Source organism: Rossellomorea aquimaris, from assembly GCF_008180865.1.
GTDB classification, from domain to species: Bacteria; Bacillota; Bacilli; order Bacillales; family Bacillaceae_B; genus Rossellomorea; species Rossellomorea yichunensis.
In genome coordinates, this window is the sequence record NZ_VTEX01000001.1 from 1,027,589 (window position 1) to 1,045,981 (window position 18,393).

Sequence of the window (18,393 nt, forward strand, 5' to 3'; positions counted from 1 at the left end):
TAAAGGAGACATTTCCTTAAATTCATTTATTAAATAATTGTATGAGTTTAAATGCTTCCACACGAAATGAGGTGATTGATTGAATGAATGGAAGGGTGCATCTGCTCTTTGCATGCATGAAAGTCGTTTATTGATGGTATTACAAGGGAAAGAAGAAGAAAAGAAACGTTGGTCGGTCCCTTCAGGGGGGATGGAATCAAGTGAATCCCTTCAGGAATGCTGTAAACGTGAAGTTTGGGAAGAAACAGGCTATGATGTTGAAGTAGGAAAACATTTGTATACTAAGTGGGGGAATGAAGGAAGTATTTCTATAAGAATTCATTACTATGAAGTCATGCTCCTTGGAGGAGAGGCAACCATACAGGACCCTGATCAATTAATACATAAAATAAAATGGATTTCACTTCAAGAGTTAAAGAACCTGCCCCTGGGATTTCCAGAAGATCACTCCATTCTGGAAGCCTACATGAGCAAGAAGCTAAACACACTATCCATTTAGGGGAATAGTATCGATTTAGCACAATATATTATAAAGTATTTATCTATAAAGGAGAGAGTAGAATGGTAAAGCGAACAGGAGAAGTAGTAATGGGAGTAATCGGAATTATCTTATCCGCATTATTTTCCATAATCGGAATCGTACTTAATATGGGAATGAGTAATCCTGAGGTCATGTCCCAACTCGAAGAAGGTATGGAGAGTGATCCAAATATACAAAATGCGGAGATGAATGCAGGAGATATAAGCTCCATTATCAACGCTGCTGAATCAACTGGATCTTACCTTGTTATATTAGGAATCATTGCGTCCATCCTGGGGATTATTGCTGTACTGACCATTGTAAAAAATAAAAAACCGGTATTATCCGGAATCATGTTTATCATTGCTGCCCTTGTCATCGGAATTGGCACGATAGGATTTGGTTTCGTACCTGGCCTCCTGTTCCTGATCGCAGGAATCATGGCACTTGTTCGAAAACCTAAGAAAACAGATCCTGTGTATTAATAATGCTTTAAGAGAATTTTTTCTCCAAGCTACATCTTTCCGTGAAGTTTTGCTCGTACTCATCTTGCTTTCAGACTCGATTTATACTATCTTAAAAGTAGAGCATAATGATAAAACAAGAGACACTGGCGGCAACCAATGTCTCTTGCTACACAGCAAACTGCAAGGAAAGCAGTGGCCCAATAGAGAAAGGAACATAACTCTACCCTTCAAAGTTTAGGCGCTTCATGAGGGTGGGGTTATTTCTTTTTGTCATTTGAAATAACTACGGCAATGATGGAGACAATTAAAGAGCCAAAGGTAATCATTAGCGTTAACGCCTCATACGTTGTCACTATAAGCACCACCTCCTTCTATAAGGAAGTGGCCACTCCCACCCTACATTCACTGTGTGCTTCAAATTATATCACAAACAACCCCTGTACATTATAGGCAAGAGGTAGGAAAAGCTTACCCCTATCAAAAAAACATACAACCCCTTCATGAACCAATGAACCATCAGATACGATGCGATTATTTCAAACTTTCTTCAAAATGTGTTAGCATAGATATGCTCATATTAGTCGATTACATAACATCACGAAATTCGAGGAGGAACACACGATGAAACAACGTATAGAAATGCTGAAAAATTGGTTAAAAGAAGAAAAGATCGATGCAGCATTTATCAATTCAACTGAAAACGTATTCTACTTAACAAAATTCCACACAGATCCACATGAGCGATTAATGGGACTGTTTGTATTTCCTGATGCCGAACCCTTTGTGGTCGTACCTGGAATGGAAGCACGTCAAGTGAAGGATGCCGGCTGGAGTAACGAAGTGATCGGCTACTCTGATCATGAAAACCCATGGGAATTCATTCAACAAGCCATTCAAAGACGAGGAATCGATGGCAGCAAGGTGGCTTTCGAAAATGAAGTCGTAACGTATGGCCGCAGTCAGGCGTTTATAAACATTTTCAACTCACCGACTATAGTGAATGTTGAAGACAAATTAAATGAGATGCGTGTAGTGAAAGATGAGGGTGAAATCGCCATCATGCGTCGAGCAGCAGAAATGGCAGACTTCGGGGTTGAAGTAGGTGTAAGTGCACTTCAAGAAGGCATTACGGAAATGGAAGTTCTTGCGAAGATCGAGTATGAATTAAAGAAAAAAGGGATTCGTGAAATGTCTTTCTCTACGATGGTGCTCTTTGGTGAAAAAGCTGGAGATCCACACGGAAACCCAGGAGACCGGAAGCTGAAGGCAGGAGATTTTGTCTTGTTTGATCTAGGTGTAGTCCTTGAAGGATATACTTCTGACATCACCCGCACATTCGCTTATAAATCCGTTTCAGACAAGCAAAAAGAAATCTATACTACCGTTTTAAAAGCAGAACTGGCTTCACTGGAAGCAAGTAAGCCCGGAACCCGTATTGGTGATCTGGATCAAATCGCACGGGATATCATTACAGAAGCAGGGTATGGAGACTATTTCCCACACAGGATTGGTCACGGCCTTGGGATCAACGTACATGAATTCCCATCAATGAGCCATTTAAATAATGGGATATTAAAAGAAGGAATGACCTACACCATTGAACCTGGAATTTACGTACCGGAAATTGGCGGTGTAAGAATTGAAGATGATGTGCTGATAACAAAGGATGGTTACGAAACCTTGACTAAATTCCCTAAAGAACTGCAAATTATTAAATAAGACATAGAGGAGGCTAACGGCGTGTTAGCCTCCTTTTCATGAAAAAGAAATGAAACCATTGCGAAGGTCATTCGTATATACTAGAAGAGAAAGCTAGGGAAGGATGAAATTCAGTGAAAAAATTTATCATATTAATAAGCTTTTTCATGCTGGCAGGCTGTGGAATCCTCGAAGAAGCAAACAACAGTTTGACCTATGTTGAGGAAATGACCGATTATCTCAATGAAGCAGAGCAATTTGCCAACGATTTTCCTGGATTAGTGGAAAATGCTGCGGCAGACCCATCCACCGTACCGGCTCTTGAAACAAGATTAAAAGACATGAAAACAGAAATACAAGAAATCAATGATCTGACTCCGCCTCAGCTTGCAGAAAACATCCACAAAAAAGTGGAAGGATATAATGAGCAAGCGCTGGAAGGAATTGATCGAGCCTTAGTAGAAATTGATAAGGGAGAAGTCCATATTTCTGAGTTACAAAACCTTGAGATCGTAAACACTTTTAATCAGTTACAAGAAATTAAAGGCAATCTGGAAAATTTAGGACAATAAGCTGATGGTGTTACGGATAATACTTTTTATCCGTAACGCCATCATACTGTAATATAACATTACCCCATTTCCACTCTAGCTACAGTCACATCGCCCCCTTTAACCCCACAAAAAATCAACCCTATTTTATCAAGTAGATTTGTATTAAACTAGTTTCAAATATGACCGAAAAAAACAAATATGATTTCTTACGTATAGAACAAGAGTTCTTAAAAACATGCTATAATAATGGAATCATAGAGATGGACAGGAGATTGTTATGAAAGTTGTTATTGCCGAAAAACCCGATCAAGGAGCCACCCTCGCTAAACCATTCTCTCATCGAAAACGCCAAGGATATATTGAAATACAATCTAATGATGTGTTCCCTAAAGGAGCTTATATCACATGGGCTGTAGGTCACCTCTTTCAGCTTCAAGCCCCGGAAAAATATGAAAGCAGATGGAAAAAATGGACGTTAGAAGACCTCCCCATCATTCCTCAACGATTTCAATATGAGCTTCAACGGGCAAAAGCGAAACAATTCGCAGTCATTAAAGAACTTCTAAAAAAAAGTGAAGTCACAGAAATCATCCATGCAGGGGATGCCGGGCGTGAAGGTGAGTTGATCATCCGGAATATTATTTCAATGGCCCGCGTGCAGAAGCCCATGAAAAGATTATGGATATCATCCCTGACAGAGAAAGCCATCATTCAAGGGTTCACCAGTTTGAGAGAAGAAACGGAAATGCGGAGCCTCTATTATGAAGCCTATTCCCGTGCTTGTGCGGACTGGCTTGTGGGAATGAATGCATCGAGAGCTTATAGCATTCTGCTAAAGCAGCAAGGTATGTCGGATGTTTTCTCTGCAGGAAGGGTTCAAACGCCGACTCTTGCTTTGATTGTAAAAAGAGACGAAGAAATAGAGCAATTCAAAAGCGAACCCTTCTGGGAAGTGAAAGCTGTCTTTCAAATGGGAGACCACACGTACGAAGGGGTATGGCAAAAGGATGGAGAATCCCGAATTCAAACAAAGGAACTGGCAGAGAAAATTGCTTCGTTCTGCCAAGGGAAGCCTGCAAGCGTACTGGAGATGAAAACAGAAAGAAAAGAATTTGCTCCTCCATTGCTTTTCAATCTATCAGCTCTTCAAGCAACGATGAACAAAATATATAAATTTTCACCCAAAAAAACACTGGATGTCCTACAAAAACTTTATCAAAAGGGCATTGTATCTTACCCAAGGTCAGATTCACAATATGTAACGAAAGGGGAAGCTGAAACCTTTCCGGAAATATTGTCTAAGCTTCAGGAATACAGCCCTTACAATAGCTGGATCCCCACTCCTAATGATAGCCTGCTGAATAACAAGCGTTTTGTAAATGAAGCAAAGGTTTCAGATCACTACGCGATTATTCCAACTGAACAAGTAACGGACCCTCAATCGTTATCAGGGGACGAAAGGAAAATATATGATGTTGTGGTTAAACGCTTTATCGCTGCACATCACGACAAAGCTGTGATCCATTACACTACCATCACTACCGTCGTGGACGAACGGGCTGAATTCATTTCTAAAGGGAAGCAAATTCTTCAAGAAGGATGGAGACAGGTTCTGATGCAGAATGAAAAGGATGACGAACCGCTCCTGCCACCTGTTAAGGAAAGCGACAAGGGCAAAGTCAAAAGTGTCCATACGAAGGAAGGAAAAACCCAGCCACCAAAGCGCTACACAGAGGGTCAACTGATTACATTAATGAAAACAGCAGGGAAATACATGGATAATGATGAGCTCGAGAAAGTGTTAAAGAAAACAGAAGGTCTGGGTACCGAGGCAACACGCGCTGGAATCATAACCATGCTTAAAGATCGGAACTACATTGATATCCAAAAGAATATTGTCTATCCTACTGATAAAGCAAAGGTTTTGATTCGTGCAATTGGTGAAAATGTGTTGGCATCAGCTGAGATGACAGCAAAATGGGAGCAACGACTACAGGAAATAGGAAAAGGGCAAGCTTCTGCACCCGAGTTTATGGAGCAAGTGAAGAAATTAAGTGACAAACTTGTTCAAAACGCTCTTCAAGAGGCAAATAGATGGAATTTCGAAGACCTTGATACTGCTTCCATCCAGCGATCCAAAGGGAGTAAAGGAAAAAGGACAACGAAAACCAGCGTCGGCACCTGCTTAAAATGTGGCGGGAAAGTGGTTGACAAAGGAAAGTTCTACGGCTGCTCCAATTATCAAAAAACAAAATGCAGCTTCACCATTTCTAAGACCATTCTCTCGAAGCGTATAACACAAGGAATCGTAAAAAAAGTGCTTACGGATGGAAAATCCGAGCGTATAGACGGTTTCAAAAAAGGAGAGAAGGAGTTTTCAGCATACCTTAGTTGGGATCCTGTTGAAAAGAAAATTCAATTCGTATTTGATATACATTAACTCATCTAAACGACTCTCATAAAGGGAGTCGTTTTTTCTGCTTAAAACCTTTCAAAAGAAAATAATTGGACTACAGAAGTTTAATTTCATGAGAAGAGGATAAAACAAAAGGGTAGGAAAACAGCTATATAAAAATGGAGGGTACACATTGAAAAAGATATTAATGGTCTTAACGAATGAAAGCAAAATTGATGATGAACACGAAACAGGTCTTTGGTTATCTGAGTTCGCTGAACCATATGAAGAATTTAAGAATCAGGGATTTGATGTAGATGTGGCTAGCTTAAAGGGAGGCCGTATTCCTTTAGATCCTAATAGCCTTGATGATGAACAGGTGGAAAAGTGGAAGGGTGTCACCAAAGAATTGGATCAAACAATGGTCCTTTCGCAATTGAACGTTAACGAATATTCAGGGATATTCTTACCGGGCGGACATGGAACAATGTTTGATCTCCCTGATAGTCAGGTACTTCAGCAAGCACTGGCTCACTTTGCTGAAAACAACAAAGCCATTGGATCTGTATGCCACGGTCCTGCTGGATTCGTTGGAACGAAACTCTCAAATGGAAAATGGCTGGTTGAAGGAAAAAGCATGACAGGGTTCACCAACGAAGAAGAACAGCAAACGGGCCTTGATTCATTAATGCCTTTCTTATTAGAAACAAAATTAAGAGAGCAAGGAGCTCAATTTGAAAAATCTGAAGCATGGAGTGAGCATGTCATCACCGACGGGAAATTCGTGACCGGGCAGAATCCACAATCCAGTCAGTCAACTGCAGAAGCGTTCGCTAAAGTGCTTTAAAACGGATGTTCTTTCTAAAGAGCATGAGGTTATGAAACCTCATGCTCTTTTTTCTGTTATTCACTACTCTCTAATGACCTGCCAATTGTGATAAAATCGTGAGAAGACTATATAGCGAGGAGAAAATTATGCAGGTTGTTCGAACCATCATTCAAGTTACCATTCTATGCTTATTTTATGAATTGGGAAAGTGGTGTACTGACTTCTTTCATTTACCCATTCCCGGAAGCGTTATCGGGATGCTTTTTTTGTTTCTACTTTTATTAACGGGGGTAGTGAAAGAAAGATTATTAATGGACGGTACAGGATTCTTTCTAAGACATTTTTCCTTCTTTTTTCTTCCCTTGTCAGTTAGCGCAATGGTTCTGGGGCCATATTTTATTGATTTCGGATGGAAGCTCATTGTCATTCTGGTTATTAGCGGGATAACAGGATTTGTAGCAACCGCCTTATCAGCAGAGAGATTAATAAGAGGGAAGGAGAAGCGAAGCCATGATACATCTCATTAGTTCACTTCTGGCAATTGGCATTACAATATTGTATTTTATTTTTGGGGTAAAGATTCACCGAATTTGGCCAATCCCCATAACGATTCCTATTTTTATTAGTACCCTTGCTGTTATTGTCACATTACTGATTATCGATATTCCATATAATCAGTATGCAGACTTTGCATCTTACATAACCTATTTACTTGGACCAGCTACCGTTTCCCTTGCATATCCCCTTTATCAGCATCGAAAGTTATTAGTGCAGCATGTACAGCCGATCCTTTTCGGTATCCTTTTCGGAAGTGGTATGTCTATGGTTATTTCTTATTTATTCAGTATGTGGTTGGGGATCCCATCTGAATGGAACCGCTCCTTGCTTATTAAAACCATTACAACCCCAGTAGCTGTTGATATAGGGAAAGTAATTGATGCGAATATAGAAGTCATTCCGACGGTCGTCATTGTGACAGGGATGTTCGGTGCCATGGTCATCCCTACTATTTTAAAGTGGCTGCAAGTAAAACACCCCATAGCAAAAGGACTGCCATTCGGTGTGATATCCCATGGAGTTGGGACGGCACAGGCTATTAAAGAAGGGGACAGGGAAGGCGCAGTAAGTGGTGCGGCTATGGCATTAACCGCCACGATCATGTCCTTCGTCATCCCCCTCCTATTTCTATTTGTTGGATCTAGTAATTGAATGGAGCGAATCCCATTATAATTAACCACCCTAGTAAACAAAAGCTTTCCCTTTAAAAACAGATTGTGATTCGGTATAGTAAGGGAAGGTGAAATTTCAAAAGAGAAGGAAGATAATATGATTGTCAAAACTGATGAAGATTTAAAAGCGTTAAAAGAGATAGGAAGTATCGTGGCTAAGATCCGTGATGAATTACGCTCTCATACTAAGCCTGGCATAACGACAAAAAAGCTTGACGATATGGCCGGGAAAATGTTCGAAGATAACGGAGCCATTTCTGGCCCTAAAGGGGAATATGACTTTCCCGGTTTCACATGTATTAGTGTAAATGAAGAAGTGGCTCATGGAATTCCCGGTGAACGAGTAATCAATGAGGGGGACCTTGTCAATATTGACGTATCCGGTTCTAAAAATGGTTATTATGCTGATACAGGAATCTCATTTGTTGTTGGGGAGGGAGACCCAACACTTACAGATTTATGCGAAGCGGCATTAAAATCATTCCAAGCGGGACTCCAGAAAGCAAGAGCTGGATCAAAACAAAACGGTATCGGAAAAGCGGTTAATAATGAAGCGCGAAAAAATGGTTATACGGTGATCATGAACTTAACCGGCCACGGTGTAGGAAAGTCTCTTCATGAGAAACCTGATCACATCTTAAATTATTTCGATCCTTGGGATAATGCACTGTTAAAAGAAGGAATGGTCATTGCATTTGAACCCTTCATCTCAACCAAGGCACAAAACGTAATCGAAAAAGGTGACGGCTGGACCTACATCACACCCGACAACAGCTTCGTTGCCCAAATCGAACACACCATCATCATAACCAAAGACGAACCCATCATTTTAACACAATAAAGCAGTGAGGGACGGACCTTGATTCCTAGGAGTAACTCCTAGGATCAAAGGTCCGTCCCTCTTTTTGTATAAGTTTTGTACAACTATGATTGATTTAGATACATATGAGGGAATTGGATGGCCTGAATAATTGAATCTGAATTTCGGGGCATGGTTCTCTTAGACATCCAATAAAACATGCTTTAATGAGTTATTAAAAATTTACAAACAAAATGATTGTCATAGGAAAAAAGTTGGGGTAAAGTAGATATATTGAAGTTATACAAAAATTATACAAATAACACAAAAAATAACATTAATTACCGGAGGGCCCCATGGCTGTTTTATTTTCAAGAAAACCCAAGACTGAATCTGTAATCGTCCCTACATCCAACGTCATTGTCCTGCAAGACAAAAAACTGAATGAAAGATTGCACTATATGCAATTCCAGGAACACCATTTAAATGAACTAAAAGAAGTTCTCCCTGTCTATGAGCAGTTATCCGATTCCTTACTTGATACGGTATTGGATCATCTCTACAAACACCCAAGTTTAGTAGAGATTGCTGTTAATCATTCCAGCCGAGAGCGATTAAAGAACGTTTTCCATGATTACTTTCGTTCTCTATTCTCTGGTGAATTAGATGAAGAATATTTCTCAATGAGGGAGAGGATGGGGAAGACCCATAACAGGAATGGAGTTACAATTGATTGGTTTATATCCACCTACACAACCATTCAGCATTTATTGATTCCTAAGATTGTAGAACTTTATCAAAACGACCCATCTAAACTCGCTTCCGTACTGGTCGCAATAGATCATGGTATCCATTTGGACGCAAGTATTGTATCTGAATACTATATACAAAGCAGAATGGATGAGCTCGAGAAACTTCATCAGGAAAACCAGGACCTACAAGTAGAAATGTTCAGCATGAATACAGAACTCGGCTCTTCATTAAGCCAAACAGAAAAAAGTCTAAATGAGACCGCTACGAAGGCGGAACGTATTCGTGCAGAATCTGAAAACACAGAAAAGAGCAGCAAAAATCTTCTTCAGCTTTCCAAAATGAACAAAGATCAAACAGATAATATGATCGAAAACTTTGGCATCATTACTGAGCAAATCAAAACCCTTTTAAACGAGATTCAAGGGGTGAAAACAATTGCGGAACAGATTACGCCGCTTTCAAATTCCATTCAGCAAATAGCTGAGCAGACAAATCTGCTTGCACTAAATGCCTCTATCGAAGCAGCACGAGCCGGTAATGAGGGCAGGGGGTTTGCAGTCGTTGCTTCTGAAGTGCGAAAGCTTGCCGAAGACTCAAAGGAGCTGAGCCACTCCATTCATCAGCTCGTAAATGAAAGCAACAAGCAAATCGGAGTTGTCTCAGACCGGGTTCGAAATATGACCGACTTAACGGAGAACTCCCGTAATGAGATAGGGAATGTACAAAATGGCATAATGACCGTTCAAATGGAAATGGAAAACTATATGGGTATGTTCAAACGAAATCAATCTGAATTAAATCACATTGTTGAAGCCATCAGACAAATCAATCATACAACAGATGAATTGGTTCAGTTTGCTTCTACAATCATTCAGAAAATGAATAAATAGAAAAAAGGGAAACTGATTTCTAATACCGGTTTCCCTTTTTTCTATTAAACGATTTTCGTTTTACCACACTCTTGACACTTTCGATAAAACTTCCCATCTAATACACGAGATTTGAAAATATTGTTCCCACATTCGCAGCGACCACTGTGTTCGTCGGGATCATCTTTATAAAGTACGATATTTTCATCCTGATTTTCCAACCTTGTCAGCCTCCAGTTCAACCGATACTTCTTATAGTATAGTCGGAATCATCTTGCTTGTTAAGGTTAAACTTCCTCCTTTTCAAGACTATATCTTCTTCAATTAAATATTATTTAGAGCATTTACGAATTATTCACCTACCAAAAAACAAATAGCTTTCTAAAATCATCGTCAAATAGAATAGAATCCTTTAACTATTTTATCCATTAATACCCTTTATACCTATTATTTTCTATTATTATTAACATAGTATTCCTCTACATGATAGTTTATACAGGAAATCGCTTTCTATTACAGTAGTGAAATATTCTTGACGCAGGATATTAAAGTTCCTGTTATTGAATTGAGATTTTACTATGTTAGTATTTTCCCTGTTAGCAAAAATAAATATACCGCTAGCTACATAAGGAGGAATTTTTCTATGAAACTAAAAAAATCGATTATTTCTGTGGCTGCATTTACTACACTTGCAGTGTCTGGTGGAGCTAGCGCTTCAGCACAAGACATCGAAGTTAATAAAGGTGACACTTTATGGGGAATTGCGCAGGAATACGGTACATCAGTTGATCAACTCATGAAATGGAACAATTTAAATTCACACTTAATCTATCCTGACCAAGAACTCAAGGTATCATCCAAAGAATACTATACAGTTAAAAAAGGTGACACACTCTGGGGAATTTCTTCACAATATGGAATTTCCGTTGACAGTTTAATTGGCTGGAACGCACTTGAGAGTGACCTGATTGTCCCAGGACAAGAGTTAGTCATCAATTTAGAAGATAAAAAAGCACCTTCAGCTACTGCAAATACTTCTGAGCAAGCAGCAGCTCCTGCTCAAGAAGAAGAAACAGCAGAAGTAGCTCCAGAAGCTGAAGCGCCTGCAGCAGAACCAGCTGAGGCACAACCTGCTGAAGAAGAACCGGCAGCAGAACCAGCTCCACAAGAGGAAGCTGTAAAGGAAATCACTGTAGAAGCAACTGCTTACACGGCAAGTTGTGAAGGGTGCTCAGGTACGACAGCAACTGGCGTAAACCTTTTAGAAAACCCAGATGCAAAAGTAATTGCCGTAGACCCGGATGTCATTCCTCTGGGATCAAAAGTATATGTTGAAGGATACGGCTATGCAACTGCTGAAGATACAGGTGGAGCGATTAAAGGAAATCGAATCGATGTGTTCATCCCATCAAAAGATCAAGCAGTTGATTGGGGCAGAAAATCAGTTAACGTAAAAATCCTTGAAAGTAAATAATAGTTCGGAACCACTGAGAATTCATTCTCAGTGGTTTTTTGTTTTTCAATACATTTATAATTGCTTATCTCTTTAACACATGATGCAAAAGGAATAACTTTCTTAATAGTCTCTTCATTACCAATTTCCTTCTCATTCATCTCCGCTTTTCAACTAACATTTTCCTTCAAATGAAAGAGTTTGAAACAATTCCAGCTGAATCGACAGAAAACAAAAAATATTACATGCTTGTCATCTAATTGTTATCCGTTTATAAACACTTTGTTATATGTCTGAGGTAAGTCTATGTTACTATTTCAACTGTTGGTTTCATAGACCAAACACAAAAGGAGGAATTTCACAAGATGAAAAAAGTATTATTTTCCATATTTTCCTTCACAGTTTTTCTAACAATCGGACTTACTTCTGCCTCTGCAGATTCAGACGATACTGCAATGAATGATTATCATAATATAGAACAAGGCGATATTCTTTGGGAGATTGCAAATCGATATCATGTTTCGATAGATGAGGTTGGTACTCGCCAACAACTTTTAGAAGAAGGTTATACTGTGAATAACGTACAAGAAGAAGGACAAGCTGTTAAATCCGCTGATACGGAAACTTCAGGGGACAACGTTGTAAAAGAGGTTAACGTAACGGCTACGGCGTATACAGCATATTGTGAGGGGTGTATAGGCATTACAAAGACGGGGGTGGACTTAATCGAGAACCCTGATGCCAGAGTCATTGCCGTCGATCCAAGTGTCATCCCACTGGGGTCTAAGGTATATGTAGAAGGATACGGTTATGCCCGTGCGGAAGATACAGGTGGGGCAATCAAAGGAAAACGTATCGACATTTATATGGAAAAAGAAAAAGATGCCCTTAAATATGGTGTACAGGATGTCAAAGTGAAAATTATTGAAGAGTAACGAATAAGAAAGGACGCCGACTTAGGCGTCCTTTTTGTATCAATAAACTATTTCCCTTGAACTTCAGAACCTTTTCTAGCAGAAGGAGCTACGGACTTTATCTCAACTTCCTCACCCATTTGTTGTTGAGCTAATTTTTCAGCTGTTTCATGTTGCGATTTGTTTTGTTTGTTTTTCATGACTGGACCTCCCCCGTACATTCTTTTTATTAACATTCACCGATACATGAAAATTACTACAAGAACTTTATCCAGAATTCCCAATTAAAACTTCAAATGATTTAGAGGAAACCATTAATTATATCCTTCATAACGCCTATTCTCCCAACATAAATGTTAAGCCTTATTTGTCAAACCATGTTCGACTTAACGGATAAATAAAAGGAAGTTATTTCCAGTTTTCCATACAGAAAAATTCCTGAATGCACTTTCAAGTCAAAAAAAGAATTGGAATGAAAACGTTTAAATGACAAACACTATAAAAAAATATAATGGTTATCACTTGCAAAGTTAAACTTTTTTCTGATAGGGTAACAAATGTTGGTTTTATGAGAGTGTCGTGAGGGAATAGGTAATAAGTAATCATTCCTCCACTATCCTCAGAATGCACATATTCCCATCTGCATTAACTGAGACTCTTTCACGATGAAGATTATTGCCGCTGGTGTACATACTAAGACAAACACCCTTAATCCGGCTGTCGTTACCTTCATACAGAAAAGAGCAAAAAAACATTGAAAATGGAAAGGAGAATTTTATGAAGAGGATATCAAATGTTTTCTGGATTACCGTTGCATTGGTTGCAGCTTCTGTTGCCTATGGTGTCATCGCGCCAAAGTCATTCGAAAATGTAACAGCTGATATGCAAAGCTTTATTACCTCAACATTCGGTTGGTATTATCTTATTTTAGTAACAGTGATTGTTATTTTCTGCGTATTCTTGATCTTTAGTCCAATCGGAACGATTAGATTAGGAAAACCAGACGAAAAACCTGAATACACGAAAGGAACATGGTTCGCCATGTTATTTAGTGCAGGGATGGGAATCGGTTTAGTATTCTGGGGGGCAGCGGAGCCGCTGTCACACTATTTGACGCCTCCACTTGCTGAAGGTGGAACGAATCAGGCGATCAAGGAATCAATGCGTTATACGTTCTTCCACTGGGGAATACATGCTTGGGCGATCTATGCGATTGTCGCTTTAGCACTCGCTTATTATAAATTCCGTAAAGATGAGCCTGGTTTAATCTCAGCTACGTTGAGACCGATCTTTGGAGATAAAGTGAACGGTCCACTGGGAACGGTCATCGATGTACTGGCTGTATTCGCCACTGTTGTCGGTGTTGCCACAACGCTTGGGTTCGGTGCAGCACAAATTAACGGAGGACTTTCATATCTACTGGGAGTTCCAAACAATTTCACCGTTCAGTTCATTATCATTGCGGTTGTAACCGTCCTATTTATGATATCGGCATGGTCAGGATTAAGTAAGGGAATTAAATATCTATCTAATACGAATATGGTATTGGCAATTGCACTGTTCGTGTTAATGTTCTTTATCGGACCTACATTGCTCATCCTTAATATGTTCACTGATACAATCGGTGCTTATATCCAAAACATCGCTGCGATGAGTTTCCGGATTGCCCCATTAAATGAAGAGCATCGCGGCTGGATCAATGGCTGGACGATTTTCTATTGGGCATGGTGGATTTCCTGGTCTCCATTTGTCGGAATCTTCATCGCACGTGTATCACGAGGCAGAACCATTCGTGAATTCTTAATCGGTGTGCTCCTGCTGCCTGCTTTAGTCAGTTTCATTTGGTTCGCTACTTTTGGTACATCTGCCATTGAAATTCAACAAGCAGGAACAGATATATCAGGACTAAATACAGAAGAGGTATTATTTGCTGTATTTAATGGATTTGAATGGTCAACGATTCTTTCGGTCATTGCCATCACATTGATCGGAACCTTCTTCATTACATCTGCTGACTCAGCTACTTTTGTTCTGGGGATGCAAACAACTTATGGATCATTAACTCCGCCAAACTATGTGAAGTTAACTTGGGGACTTGCTCAGTCTACTGTTGCATTAATCCTGCTCTATAGTGGAGGACTACAGGCATTACAAAATGCATTAATTGTCGCAGCGTTGCCATTCTCAGTCATTATGGCGCTGATGATGCTGTCTCTGTATAAATCACTGAATCAAGAGAAGAAAGAGCTTGGATTATACATCAAACCTAAGCCAAGAAAAACAAAAGAACCTAAAGAGCACATGTAAATTCGTTTAGCGCCTGGAATTTTTCCAGGCGTCTTTTTTCATATCAAGCACTTCCCATCTAGACATTTTACTCATTTTCCGCCCCACCTTTATATGCAAAACCCACTGTTCATAGGCAATCTGTTCCTGGTGCATTTCATAGTTAAAAAGAGAATGATGATTTTAATTAACCTACAATTTGTCCTCTACATACATTAATATCGTAGTAAGATAACTGGAGGTGACTGATGATGTATGGATATGGATACCCTGGATATGGATATGGCTGCGGTGGTGGTGGCTACGCTGGTGGCTTTGCGTTAATCGTAGTTTTATTCATCCTATTAATTATCGTTGGAGCAGCGTTTGTTTGTTAATAATAAATGAATGATGGCTAGGTGACCTCAACTGAGTCAATGATTTCTCTACCAACATCCGGTGAAGAGAGAAGTGACTACTGGGGGGTCATCTTTTTTTATACATATTGATTGTCACAGAGTTGTTCTCGTATTAGAATACAAGAGGAATCAATACTCTTGTAAAGGATCGAGCCCCGATGACTAAAAAATTCGCACAAAAAAAGCGTCCCAGTAAGAAAAAACGATCCTCACCATTTAAGATCGTCCTTATACCCATCATCGTCATAGCTGTTTATTATGCCGTAAATAATGAAGAAACCACTTATAACCTGTCCTCATTGGGTAAAGAAGAGGTACCGTCCGAATATATTCCCATTTATAAAGCAGCTGAAGAGGAATACGGGGTACCATGGTATTTACTGGCTGCCCATCACCGGGTCGAAACAAAATTTTCCACCATGAAAACTCTTGTGTCTCCTGTGGGAGCAGAAGGACACATGCAATTCATGCCATGTACATTTGTCGGTTGGTCACACCCGAGTTGCTCAGGCTTAGGAAAAGGGAATATTCCACAAAGCCAAAAAACAGACCCTGAAGTCATTGAAAAGTATGGTGGTTATGGGGTCGATGCAAATGGAGATGGAATAGCCGATCCATTTCAAATTGAGGATGCAGTATTTAGTGCTGCAAACTATCTGGAACGAAATGGAGCGGCTGACGGAAAAATCGAACAAGCAGTATTTGCCTACAATCATAGCGACAAATATGTAGAAGATGTTTTGTACTATGCAGATCGATTTGTAGAAGATGAAGAAGAAGAGTCAGGCGAGGCTATGTAATTTTTAAATATATGGAGAAGAGCCGGAATGTAATATCGGTTCTTTTTTATTTTTTTAAACAGATTTGAAAAAAGGAGGGGCATATTCCCAATAACCCAATAATTATATACACTCCCATAATAAATTGATATGATAAGGTTCGTGAATTTTTACGTTTGGCAAAGGTGATTCAGATGAAAACGACAGAAATGATAGAAGAGTGGCAAATCGCTCTGGATATGGAAATACTACAACTAAAAAAACAGGAAACATCTGGAGTTATGATAGAGGAGGGCAGATGTATCCGCAAAGAAGAAAATGCCTATATTTATTGGTTCACCCTTAGTTATCCTGCGTCTTTACCAGAAGGAGGGGGCGTAGTTTTTAAGAGAAAGCAATCAAGAATCACAGGGGTTGTGATTAGTTCAGAGGATCGGGAGTGCATGATTGAGCTCGATCAATTCATTGGTGACACCATTTCTTATGGTCAAATATTGCATGCCCCATGGGAGATATTAGAGAAGTTAATAGAAAGATTAGACGAAGCAAAAGAGCGCCACGAAAAAACAGAGCGTATTCATCATGTGATGAATCCAATACAAGAAATACGGCATCCGAAGACTACGTTTAAAAACCCTTTACACGAAGCATATGTTCGCAGTAAGTATAATCCTGTTACCTATCTGTGGGGACCACCTGGAACAGGAAAAACCTATACACTTGCCAGAGTAGCTGCTTATCATTATTCTGAAGGAAAAAAAGTGCTGCTTCTTTCCCATAGTAATGCTGCAGTTGATGTCTTAATAGAAGAAATGCATCACTTTCTCAGCAGTCATGACCGGTGGAAGACAGGCGAAGTCATCCGTTATGGTACCAACCGGAAATCGTATAGTGAAGAAGTTACAGATTTAAGCGTGCTCCAATTATTAGAACAGCTTGACCCCAGCCTTGCAGAGGAGAAAGGAAAGGTCGAAACCTACCGGAGGAGGTTAAAAAATAAACTTGCTAAAACGTACTCAAGTTATGATTCAGAGAGGTTGTCTCAACTAGAGGTTCATTACCAAAAAATCAAAGAAAAGTTTAAACGAAGAGAAGGTGAACTTGTCATAGACGCAAGGGTCATCGGTACGACTCTATCTAAAGCTGCGATTGATGGCATTCTTTATGAAGAAGAGTTTGACCTTGTTATCGTGGATGAGGCGAGTATGGCCTATATACCTCAGATAGCATTTGCTGCATCCCTTGGTAAAAAGGTCATTATTTGCGGGGATTTCAAACAGCTCCCGCCTATTTCTACGTCCTTTCATCCGATGGTAACCAAGTGGCTGAAGGAAGACATCTTCCATTCGGCTCAGGTGGCACATGCCGTTGATAAGGGCAAGGACCACCCTCAGTTATTATTGCTTCCAGAACAGCGGCGAATGCATCCAAGCATTTCTGCATTTACCAATCACTATATCTACCATTCGAAGGTAGGTAATCACCATTCGGTAGAATTGATGAGAGCGGGGATTACAAATAAAATGCCTTTTCCTTCACATGGAGCGGTATTATTTTCACTCAATGAAGGTACCGAGTGGGCAGAGACTCAAAAAGGCTCACGTTGGAACGTCCTATCCAGTTTAGTGACGATCCATCTTACTCTGGAAGCGATCGAGGATGGGATGCAATCTATCGGGATCGTGACCCCCTACCGTGTCCAGGCCAAATGGTATAACCTGTTATTGGACGAATTGGTAAGGAACTCACATCCTCATTTGAATTTATACGCCGCTACGGTTCATGGCTTTCAAGGTTCGGAAAATGACATGATCCTTTTTGATCTCGTTGATGGAGCTTCCCATGGGAAACCGGGGGCACTCCTTACTCGGAAAGGAAGCGATAGGTTACTGAATGTAGCGATTACGCGAGCGAGAGGGAAGTTCGTTCTTATTGGCAACGATCAATTTATTCAGGAGAAGACCCATTCTTCCCAACCCATCCATCAGTTTATACGACATCTTCAAGAGGAAGGGCATAAGGGAACAAGTTCCTCACTCAGTCCTTCCTCGACTAAGAAAATGAAGTGGACTGATGTAAGTGATCGAAACAGACTGGTGAAAGATTTTAAGGCAGCTAAACAAAAAATCGTAGTGAACGTTGGACATGTGACAGATATCCCTCAAGAGATATTGATCATATTACGCAAAGTATCCACTGAGAAAAACGTCATTATCCAATGTAAGGACAGCAGCGCTTCCCAATCTGGAATCAGCTTCAAAATTAAAAAAGCAACAACTGATATTCCATTCATCGCCTTAGATGAAAAAGTCATCTGGTTCAATTCTTTTGCCAAAGAAAGGAACCGGTTTCCTTATCATGTGAGGATTTTATCGAAGAGAATCACTGGCCAATTCCTCAAACTGACTGAAGAGAAATAAGCGGTGGTCCTTTTGAAAGTTAGTAGCTTG

Annotated in this window: 18 protein-coding genes and 1 pseudogene; 16 read left to right on the forward strand and 3 right to left on the reverse strand. The window is 39.9% G+C overall.

Features of this window, described 5'->3' with window-relative positions; genetic code table 11:
* Positions 1-79 precede the first annotated feature (79 nt).
* Together FZC88_RS05085 and FZC88_RS05090 are read left to right on the forward strand one after the other, a co-directional pair.
* Positions 80-499 (forward strand): NUDIX domain-containing protein, encoded by a 420-nt coding sequence (locus FZC88_RS05085; protein WP_148993889.1) that lies wholly within the window; start codon positions 80-82, stop codon positions 497-499.
* Positions 500-561: 62 nt separating this feature from the next.
* On the forward strand, positions 562-1,005 hold the full coding sequence (locus tag FZC88_RS05090; RefSeq protein ID WP_148968992.1) for a DUF4064 domain-containing protein: 444 nt from the start codon (positions 562-564) through the stop codon (positions 1,003-1,005).
* A 239-nt stretch (positions 1,006-1,244) separates the two neighbouring features.
* Here the strand turns inward: FZC88_RS05090 and FZC88_RS24345 are convergent, their stop codons facing one another.
* Positions 1,245-1,340, reverse strand: coding sequence for a putative holin-like toxin (locus FZC88_RS24345; protein WP_253275457.1), 96 nt, complete (start codon positions 1,338-1,340; stop codon positions 1,245-1,247).
* A 268-nt stretch (positions 1,341-1,608) separates the two neighbouring features.
* Here FZC88_RS24345 and FZC88_RS05095 point away from each other — a divergent pair, with 268 nt between their 5' ends.
* The 8 genes from FZC88_RS05095 (at position 1,609) to FZC88_RS05130 (ending at position 10,134) form a co-directional block, all read left to right on the forward strand.
* The gene (locus FZC88_RS05095; protein WP_148993890.1) at positions 1,609-2,706 is read left to right on the forward strand and encodes a M24 family metallopeptidase; all 1,098 of its coding nucleotides are present in this window, start codon (positions 1,609-1,611) and stop codon (positions 2,704-2,706) included.
* A gap of 113 nt (positions 2,707-2,819) precedes the next feature.
* On the forward strand, positions 2,820-3,257 hold the full coding sequence (locus FZC88_RS05100) for a DUF6376 family protein (RefSeq protein ID WP_148993891.1): 438 nt from the start codon (positions 2,820-2,822) through the stop codon (positions 3,255-3,257).
* A 259-nt stretch (positions 3,258-3,516) separates the two neighbouring features.
* Positions 3,517-5,679 carry a DNA topoisomerase III gene (locus FZC88_RS05105; protein WP_148993892.1) on the forward strand — a complete coding sequence of 721 codons (2,163 nt, stop codon included), beginning with the start codon at positions 3,517-3,519 and terminating at the stop codon, positions 5,677-5,679.
* A 148-nt stretch (positions 5,680-5,827) separates the two neighbouring features.
* A complete protein-coding gene (locus FZC88_RS05110) occupies positions 5,828-6,481 on the forward strand; it encodes a type 1 glutamine amidotransferase domain-containing protein (protein WP_315633562.1) in 654 nt (217 codons plus the stop codon).
* A 128-nt stretch (positions 6,482-6,609) separates the two neighbouring features.
* On the forward strand, positions 6,610-6,990 hold the full coding sequence (locus FZC88_RS05115; protein WP_148993893.1) for a CidA/LrgA family protein: 381 nt from the start codon (positions 6,610-6,612) through the stop codon (positions 6,988-6,990).
* Entirely contained in the window at positions 6,974-7,672 is a 699-nt protein-coding gene (locus FZC88_RS05120; protein WP_148993894.1) for an LrgB family protein, read from the forward strand. Before FZC88_RS05115 ends, FZC88_RS05120 begins: the two co-directional genes overlap by 17 nt.
* A 117-nt stretch (positions 7,673-7,789) precedes the next feature.
* Positions 7,790-8,533: a type I methionyl aminopeptidase gene (gene map, locus FZC88_RS05125; protein WP_148993895.1), complete on the forward strand. Its 744-nt coding sequence runs from the start codon at positions 7,790-7,792 to the stop codon at positions 8,531-8,533.
* A 314-nt stretch (positions 8,534-8,847) separates the two neighbouring features.
* Positions 8,848-10,134 (forward strand): globin-coupled sensor protein, encoded by a 1,287-nt coding sequence (locus FZC88_RS05130; protein WP_148993896.1) that lies wholly within the window; start codon positions 8,848-8,850, stop codon positions 10,132-10,134.
* A gap of 44 nt (positions 10,135-10,178) precedes the next feature.
* Here the strand turns inward: FZC88_RS05130 and FZC88_RS24790 are convergent, their stop codons facing one another.
* A complete protein-coding gene (locus FZC88_RS24790; protein ID WP_472690532.1) occupies positions 10,179-10,355 on the reverse strand; it encodes a DUF8096 family protein in 177 nt (58 codons plus the stop codon).
* A gap of 401 nt (positions 10,356-10,756) precedes the next feature.
* On the opposite strand from FZC88_RS24790, the gene FZC88_RS05135 reads away from it, so the two are divergent.
* Together FZC88_RS05135 and FZC88_RS24645 are read left to right on the forward strand one after the other, a co-directional pair.
* A complete protein-coding gene (locus FZC88_RS05135; protein ID WP_148968984.1) occupies positions 10,757-11,587 on the forward strand; it encodes a 3D domain-containing protein in 831 nt (276 codons plus the stop codon).
* Positions 11,588-11,931: 344 nt separating this feature from the next.
* Positions 11,932-12,501 (forward strand): 3D domain-containing protein, encoded by a 570-nt coding sequence (locus FZC88_RS24645; RefSeq protein WP_148968983.1) that lies wholly within the window; start codon positions 11,932-11,934, stop codon positions 12,499-12,501.
* 47 nt (positions 12,502-12,548) lie between these two features.
* Here the strand turns inward: FZC88_RS24645 and FZC88_RS24355 are convergent, their stop codons facing one another.
* The gene (locus FZC88_RS24355; RefSeq protein ID WP_262371702.1) at positions 12,549-12,680 is read right to left on the reverse strand and encodes a hypothetical protein; all 132 of its coding nucleotides are present in this window, start codon (positions 12,678-12,680) and stop codon (positions 12,549-12,551) included.
* Between the two features lie 577 nt (positions 12,681-13,257).
* Here FZC88_RS24355 and FZC88_RS05145 point away from each other — a divergent pair.
* The 4 genes and pseudogenes from FZC88_RS05145 to FZC88_RS05160 all read left to right on the forward strand — a co-directional run bounded on the left by FZC88_RS05145 (position 13,258) and on the right by FZC88_RS05160 (position 18,363).
* The gene (locus tag FZC88_RS05145; RefSeq protein ID WP_148993897.1) at positions 13,258-14,787 is read left to right on the forward strand and encodes a glycine betaine uptake BCCT transporter; all 1,530 of its coding nucleotides are present in this window, start codon (positions 13,258-13,260) and stop codon (positions 14,785-14,787) included.
* A gap of 275 nt (positions 14,788-15,062) precedes the next feature.
* A pseudogene (locus tag FZC88_RS24360) lies at positions 15,063-15,143 on the forward strand (YjcZ family sporulation protein); the annotation flags it as partial.
* A gap of 179 nt (positions 15,144-15,322) precedes the next feature.
* The gene (locus tag FZC88_RS05155; protein ID WP_148993898.1) at positions 15,323-15,964 is read left to right on the forward strand and encodes a lytic transglycosylase domain-containing protein; all 642 of its coding nucleotides are present in this window, start codon (positions 15,323-15,325) and stop codon (positions 15,962-15,964) included.
* A 173-nt stretch (positions 15,965-16,137) separates the two neighbouring features.
* A complete protein-coding gene (locus tag FZC88_RS05160) occupies positions 16,138-18,363 on the forward strand; it encodes an AAA domain-containing protein (protein ID WP_148993899.1) in 2,226 nt (741 codons plus the stop codon).
* Positions 18,364-18,393: the final 30 nt, after the last annotated feature.